The 7876-nt window shown below is 36.1% G+C and carries 5 protein-coding genes and 1 pseudogene; 2 read left to right on the top strand and 4 right to left on the bottom strand.

The window, feature by feature from the left end; genetic code table 11:
- The first annotated feature begins 282 nt into the window (after nt 1–282).
- Nucleotides 283–624 carry a hypothetical protein gene (locus RQ907_RS06425; protein WP_311492554.1) on the top strand — a complete coding sequence of 114 codons (342 nt, stop codon included), beginning with the start codon at nt 283–285 and terminating at the stop codon, nt 622–624.
- 88 nt (nt 625–712) lie between these two features.
- Here the strand turns inward: RQ907_RS06425 and RQ907_RS06420 are convergent, their stop codons facing one another.
- Nucleotides 713–2038 carry an alpha-amylase family glycosyl hydrolase gene (locus tag RQ907_RS06420; RefSeq protein WP_311492553.1) on the bottom strand — a complete coding sequence of 442 codons (1326 nt, stop codon included), beginning with the start codon at nt 2036–2038 and terminating at the stop codon, nt 713–715.
- Between the two features lie 108 nt (nt 2039–2146).
- Nucleotides 2147–4423, bottom strand: a complete 2277-nt coding sequence (locus RQ907_RS06415; protein ID WP_311492552.1) for a zinc ribbon domain-containing protein — start codon at nt 4421–4423, stop codon at nt 2147–2149.
- Nucleotides 4424–4746: 323 nt separating this feature from the next.
- Here RQ907_RS06415 and RQ907_RS06410 point away from each other — a divergent pair.
- Nucleotides 4747–6220: pseudogene (locus tag RQ907_RS06410) on the top strand (NAD(P)/FAD-dependent oxidoreductase).
- Nucleotides 6221–6300: 80 nt separating this feature from the next.
- Here RQ907_RS06410 and RQ907_RS06405 read toward each other — a convergent pair.
- Both RQ907_RS06405 and RQ907_RS06400 read right to left on the bottom strand, forming a co-directional pair.
- The gene (locus tag RQ907_RS06405) at nt 6301–6657 is read right to left on the bottom strand and encodes a DUF1667 domain-containing protein (protein WP_311492551.1); all 357 of its coding nucleotides are present in this window, start codon (nt 6655–6657) and stop codon (nt 6301–6303) included.
- The coding region (locus RQ907_RS06400; protein ID WP_311492550.1) for an FAD-dependent oxidoreductase at nt 6654–7876 on the bottom strand (1223 nt) is incomplete at its 5' end. The genes RQ907_RS06400 and RQ907_RS06405, both read right to left, overlap by 4 nt.

Genomic DNA, 7876 nt, shown 5'->3' with positions numbered 1-7876 from the left:
AATTAATAGCTTTATACAAATCAGCAACTCATAGTTCTTGCTTTTTTTGTTGGAAGCTCTTCGGCTTTGAGAAGGTGAGGCTCGAAGGTTCTAATCCTTTGGACCCGACCATAGATTAACAACCAACTAGGTTGTTTTTTTATTGCCCTAAAAAATTAATAGCTTTTATAAAAATCTGCAAATTTTAGTTCTTGCTTTTTGTGTTTTCTAATATGATTGATATAAGATTAACCCTGAATTACAATCTTTAAGGCGGGTCGAGATGAAAATTTTCTATTTTTATTGATTACATTTTTTTCCTGTGCAGCTTGTATAAATGCCAACATTGGCAAGAATAAAGTTAAGAAAGCTAATGAAAATGTAGAGTGGGATTTGATTCCTATGATTTTTATTGATGATAAGCTCTATTTATTTTCGGGAGAAAAGAAAATCTACGATGACGTGACAGATTTTGATGGAGAAATTGATTCTCAAGTTGAAGGCACTTCAAAACCTTCTAAAAATAACCAATCAAATTTCGGAACAGGTTTCAAATACAAAATCATAAATGATGGCAAAACCATAAATCTTTACCTGGATGACAATAAGATGATGATTTTTAAAAAGGATGAAGATATAAATTAGCAATTCCACACTTAGATGTTTTGAAATTTAAAAACACAAGCTCTAAAAAAACTATTAGGCTTGTGTTTTTTTTAATTCAATAAATTTTCTATAACTCAATTATCACAGCTTGGTAAGCGTCTAGAATTTCTGGGTCGTAGTCTGGGTTGTTGTTTTTTATTAGCTTGCCTTCCTTTATTAGGTCGGTGATTTTTTCGTCCAGTTCGTAGAAGTCATTGCTTAAATTTATTAGGATTACAAAGGATTTATCCTTGTAGGTTCTCTTGTAGGCGTAGACTGCATCATCAATTGATAAGACCTCGTAGTCGCCTAGACCGAAGGCTGATTCTCTTTTTCTTAACATGATGATGTTGTACATATAAAAGAAAAATGAGTCGCTGTGTTTCAAGTATTCCTTGTAGTTATTATCGTAATGGATCATGGTTCCATAGTAATTTTTTATTTCAGAAAACCTTCCTAGGGCGGAATTGTCCCATCTTAGAGGAATTTTGGCTGAGAAATTGGTTTCTCTTTTGATTTTGTCAAAGGCTTCTTCTGCATTTAAGCCATCTTCTAGGTAGGAATGATAAATTTTTTTGATTTCCCTATCATTTATGGCTTCCATATCTACGTCATATTCGCTTTTAGCTTCGATTTCTGTGCCTTGGTAGATGAAGGGAATTGTTTTTAGGCTAAAAAGCATGGTGGCTAGGGCTTCTGTTAGTGGTCTTACTTCTTCGTCGTGAGCTAAGATTTTTTCTACAAGTCTTGGGCTTGAGAGGTTATCTAAATCCATTCCTGCTGGTATTTCTTCGCTCAATTTCTGAATTTGGTCTATAAATTCATAAAAATTTTTATAGGAGTTTGGTTTTTCTATTAGACTATTGGCTTTGGAGAAATATGCCATATCTACCATGTCATTTTCTAAATATTTTGGATTGTCAAAACCTCCTATAAACATTAGTCCTAATTCGTCTGTACTTGCTTTTATTTTTGCAATTAAGTCTTTGGCTTCTGTTTCAGATTTTTCGAAAAGGTAGGATAGGTTTCTTATCCTTATGCCTCTTATGCCTGTTTCTTTCCAATATTTTATTATGTCTATAATTTTTGCTTTTAGGTCCTTCCCATAAGACTCAAAGAGATCTTTGGCGTCAAAGTCTAAGAGAACTTTAAGTCTGGTGTATTTTCCTTTTTCACACATCGCCTTAATATCTTCTATATTCCCCAAATCTTTTTCTATTTCATAGAAGTCAATCTTTCCCTTGTTTTTTGCAAAAATTTGGTTTATGATGATATAATTCATTCCTAATTGTGAAATAATTGTAAACTTACTCCTAAGTCCATCTAGGTCTCCGATTCCATCAGCATTTGAGTCTACAAATGATTTTGGATAGGCTTCGTAATAGGTGGATTTTTTCTCTTTATTTTCTAACATTTTTTCTCCTTATGTTTTCTTTACTAAAAAACCCGGTGGTGTGAAAGCCTGACCTACATATATTAGCGATCTTTTGGTCGTTTCACTTGCCACCAGGCTTTTTTTAACCTAAAAATTTTGTATTTTTTTAAAGCTTATTGCGTTAAATTCTCCTTGGCTTTCTGCCTTGAGTGTTCCATTGTCGTAATTTAGGATTACCGGAGTATCTACATTCACTCCCTTGATTGTAGCTGAGACTTGATTGCCGTTTGCACTGTAGGAGCCGATGTGGACTGCCTTATCTATTTGGTAGGTGAGGCTGCCATCAGACTTGAGTGATAATCTCCTACCGTCCGCCTCATATTCTCCAACTACTCCGTCAGATGTAGCAAAGTGGTTGGTGATATTTGTCTTGTTGTCTTCAGTTACATTAAAGCCTTCAAGCCCACTTCCAACATTTGCTAGGGCCTTGTCTATAAAACCAAATCCTTGGTATTCAATTTGGTAATACTTGTAGTCACTTTCCACAAAGAATTTGTGGAAGATTTGGTTATCTGTCGTTATTGGTCCCTGACTATAGAACTTGCCATCTGCGTCCATAGCCTTCTTCACATTTTGGAATTGAACAAAGGTGTAGTATTTAAAGCTTGTTTGGAAGTTTGAGTCTGGGAGTTTTTCTGATGTTGTTACTTCATAAATGAGGTAAACTTTATTTTTTATATCCCCACTGCCGTCTTCCTTGACGCCTGTAAATGAACCAAGATAGTCAATTTTATCAACGCTAATTATATTTTTATATAATATAGTTTGTTTGATTAGCTCTCCAGCCTTGAATTTTAATTGTCCCAACAGATCCCCATCTAAGTTGGCTGTTGTACTTATAAATTCTGAATCGCTATTGCTTGCTTCTTTGTCTTCCCCTTCTTTTTCGCCTTCTTCAGTGCTTGCTTTAAAGTTTTTGCTAGTTGGAGATAGGCTTACATTGTAGGTGTTTTTAAATTCATCTGCGTTGAAGTTTAGGCTTACAGCTACCTCTTCGCCCTCTTTTATTCCATTTGTCTTGGCAGGAATAATGTCAACAGCATTCATATATTCTGGCGCATCATCAGTTAGGCTAGCACTTAGGGTGATATCTGGACTCTTGCCTTCAAATTTTACTTTGATATAGGCAAAAGGATCAGTGAAGCCATCATTTGCTATGCCGTCTATAATTACTGCCTTTGACGCATTTGACATTAAGACATTGTACTTATCTGAAATTTTGATATTGTCAAGGTTCGCCATGACTGTAATCTCATCTCCATTTGACAAGCCACTATCCTTTGAATATTGGAATACCACATTGCTTTCCAAGTCTGCTGCAAATTCTTCAGCTGGAGACCCGTAGGAATCCTTATTGTTATCCCTGGATATATATTTAATATCATTGCCATAAGCATCTATCAACTTCTTTGTATCTATGCTTGCTTTTGGCACTGCATTGCCATCGCTACCTTCATAGCTGATGTTGATGTAGTCACTAAGTGGGATTGTTATATCATCAGCCTTGCTCATTTTTATATAAAGGGTTCCAAGGATTACCGCAATCAAAAGACCTATTAAAGCCAATAGCAGGTTCCTTTTTGTAAAGTATTTCTTTTGGAATGAATCTACTTGTTTTGTTTCTGCACTTGCTTCTTTTCCTACATCCAAGTCTTTGTTTATAGGCTTTGCCGTCTCTTCCTTTGGCCTAAAAGCTTCCTCATTTTGGACTGGCCTGATTATTTCTTGACCTAAATCTGCCTTGGTTTTAGCCCTAGTATTTTTCTGAATCTTCCTTATACTTCCAGAAATAGTCAAACTAGACAATTCTTTGTCTTTTCCATTTATCAGTCTATCAAGCTTATCCTCTATATTTTTATTTAAAGCAAGGGCCTTATAATCATCTATATAATAATCTTCATCTCGGTTATTCCTAGCCTGGTTTCTTGTAACCTTGGCCTGGACTTTTTCGATAACCGACCTTTGATTATATGGAGAAGACGTGCTCCCTAAATTTTCAAACCTCCTGCTTTCTTTATCCATCCTATCTAAGGAATTTGGCTTAAAGATATTTTCTTCGTTAGGATTAATCTTTAAATCTTCATTAGCTGGTTGAAGATTTTCCTCTTGTGAAATTTTTGGCTCATCCTCCTCAGCTTGATTTAACCTAATTACTTGATTCTCTTCGCCTTCCTTAGAATTTATATGGTCTGGAGGGTTTATTTTATTTTTATTAAACTTGAGAAGTTTTGAAAAAACATTCTTCGTTTTTTTATTTACTTGGATAGATTCACTAGCTTGGTCTTTTTTCTCGATTTTACTACCACAAACCGGACAAAAATTACTAGCCTGATCTATATTCGCACCGCAATGCTCACATCTCATAATAATTCTCCCTTTACATACTATATATAATATACTTTTAAAAGTGAAAATATAAACCAGTTTAGACTAATATCTTCAAATTTTAATTAAAAATTATCCCAATAAATCTTTATAAAGAATTTTTGTAATTATTTTTAAAAATCCTTGGATTGAATTTAGCTCAAACTTATGCTATAATTAAGAAAATGTTTACCTAATATAAGAGTGAAAGAGCGGAGATTATTTACCCGCTCTATTTTTGTCTATAAGCAAATTTCAACAAATTTTAATAAATCTTAAGTAAAAATAAAGTTGAAGAAGCTTCATTTTTGAAAGGAAAATGTATGTATGATTTAATAATTATTGGAGCTGGAGTCACAGGAGCTAGTATTGCCAGAAGCCTATCTCGTTACAAACTAAATATCCTCGTCCTCGAAAAAGAAAACGACGTATCCATGGGCGCTTCTAAGGCAAATTCTGCTATAATCCACGGTGGCTATGCTGAACCCCATTCCGAACTTAGGGGCAGAATATGTTATGAAGGCAGAAAAGAATTTAAAAAACTCAATGAAGAATTAAATTTTGGTTTTTTAGAAAACGGGTCCCTCGTTTTAGCCTTTGACAAAGAAGATGAAAAAGAACTTGAAAAACTCATGGCTATGGGTCTTGAAAATGGGCTTGATGATATAGAAATAATTGACCAAGCTAGGCTAAGAGAAATCGAACCGAATGTGTCAGATAAGGCTATTTCTGCCCTATATTGCAAGGGTGCTGGCCTTTGTTCGCCCTACGAATATGTTATAGCCCTCATGGAAAATGCAGTTTCTAATGGAGTAGAGCTTAAACTTGAAAATAGGGTTACAAATATAGAAAAAAAATGGGGAAATATTCACAGTTACAAGTGAAAGTGGAGAAAGTTTTGAAAGTCGTTTTGTAATCAACTCTTCAGGCCTCGAGGGTGCAAAAATTTCCCAAATGATTACAGAAACTAAGTTCACCATCCACCCAAGATCTGGCGAATACCTAATAATGCAAAAGGGCACAGGGGCAAGGGTTAAACAAGTTCTCTTTCAAACCCCAAGTCCGAAATCCAAGGGCATACTTGTAACAAGAACCTACCACAATAACCTTCTCCTAGGCCCAGATGCCATAGATGAAGAAGAAATTGACAAGGGCACCCACATAGAAAGGTTGGCTGAAATTTACAGACTCGCCCAAAAATCAGTTAAGGAAGACGTTATAAATCTCAAAGAATTTATCAGGTCTTTCGCAGGTCTTCGCCCAGCCTCATCCACAGGTGATTTTATCATAGAAAACACCAAGACAAATGGCTTTATAAATGAAGTTGGCATCCAGTCACCAGGCATAACATCTTCACCCGCTATTGCAAAAATGGTTGAGGAAATTTTAAGAAATTTAGGTTTAAATTTGATAGAAAATCCTACCTACAATCCTCATAGGAAGCCAATTATAGAATACAAGGACCTAGAAGACTTTAATAGAATTATCAAAAAAGTTGACCTTCCTTTGGGAAATCCAGAAAGACTTGTCTGTAGGTGTGAGCAAGTAAGCGAGAAAACTATAAGAGATGCCATGAATCGTGGCCTTCCTTGCAATTCTTTTGACTCTATAAAGAGAAGGACCAGGGCAGGCATGGGCTTTTGCCAAGGCTCTTTTTGTAGGTCTAGGGTAATCGAAGTTATGGAAGATGAAAGCGGAGAAAAAATAAAATCTGACCGTTTTGATAGCGAACATTCAGGTATTAGCAGGGTCAACAAGGCTGACATCAACAAATTTATCAAGGAAATTTCCGACTAAAAAACCCACCAAATTTTATTGGTGGGTTTGAGGATTTTATTAAAATTATTTTCTATAAGGTTTTTTACTGCAGGGTTAAACTAAGATGCCTTTGAAGTAGCTACTACCCTAACTCCTGTGTCTGCAACATTTTCTATTAGGCAGTCGCCAATTTTTACGGGTGCACTTATATGGGCCTTATTTATTTCTTTCATTACTTCCATAATTTTATCTTTTGGAACGGCTTGTTCGGTTTTAACTGAAACAAGATATTCTCTTGCTCCATCTACTCTGGCTGTTGAGGTTACTGTCCTAACTGGGTTTGTTAGTTCATTTTTGGCATATATTTCGCCTCTCTTGCAGGTGTTGCCAGTTATATTTGTAATTTCTCCACCTTCTACAGTTACGCTAACTGTACATCCTAGTGGGCAATTTATACAGGTTAATTCTTTGATCATAAGCTCTCCAATCTTACTTCGATTTTTTCGCTATTTTCATTCAAATCGCTTTTCTTAAGAACCAAGTCTTCCATTTCACCTGGGGCAAAGACTATCTTTCTCTTTTGGGCAACTTCCTTGCCGTCTACCTCAAGGACCAACCTTGATTTTTGGTAAATATTATTTACCCTAAACCTAATTACAACTTCATCTCTCATTGAGCCTGGGGCTATATATTGAGGAACTGTGTAGGTTACGCCATTGCCTGGTGTGAGGTGGATTTTATTTTCATTTTCTGAATTAAATTCATCCTTGATATAGGCTGCTGCATTTTCTCCAGCAAGTTCACTTTCTTCTGTTACATAGTCTACTAGGTCGTGAACGTGAAGGACGTTTCCTGCTGCAAATACACCATCTATGGAGGTCATCATCCTGTCAGATACCTCTGCTCCCTTGGTTCTTGGGTCCATTTTAATATCAGCATCCCTGCTTAATTCGTTTTCTGGAATAAGTCCTACTGAAAGAAGGATAGCATCGCATTCCACATATTCTTCTGTTCCTGGGATTACTTTCATGTTTTCATCTACCTTTGATAGGTAAACTCCCTTTACCCTGTCAGTTCCTTCTATATCTGAAATTGTTGTTGAAAAGTAAAGCGGAATATCGAAGTCATTTAGACATTGGACTATATTTCTCTTTAGACCCCCAGAATATGGCATAATTTCTGCAACACATTTTACTTCTGCCCCTTCAAGGGTCATACGTCTTGCCATTATTAGACCAATATCTCCGGAACCTAAGATTACAATTTTTTTGCCTGGCATAAAGCCATCAATATTGACTAATTTTTGGGCTGTGCCGGCTGAATATACACCTGCTGGACGACTTCCTGGAATATTTAGGGCTCCTCTTGGTCTTTCCCTGCAACCCATGGCAAGGATTACTGCCTTTGGCCTGATTTGAAACATTCCATTTTCTTCATTCATAAGGGTAAGGGTCTTATCAGAACTAAAGTCAATTACAATTGTATTTAGCATCACGTCTATATCACGTTTGTCCACTTCGTCTTCAAATCTTCCTGCATATTCAGGACCAGTTAATTCTTCCTTAAACCTATGAAGACCAAAACCATTGTGGATACATTGGTTTAGGATACCCCCAAGTTTTTTATCCCTTTCTACAATTAAGACGTTTTTTACCCCACAATCATAGGCCTTGGCTGCTGCTGCAAGTCCTGCAG

Origin of the sequence: uncultured Anaerococcus sp. (assembly GCF_963510575.1) — a bacterium.
Taxonomy (GTDB): domain Bacteria; phylum Bacillota; class Clostridia; order Tissierellales; family Peptoniphilaceae; genus Anaerococcus.
This window is presented reverse-complemented; position numbering and strand designations above follow the sequence as displayed.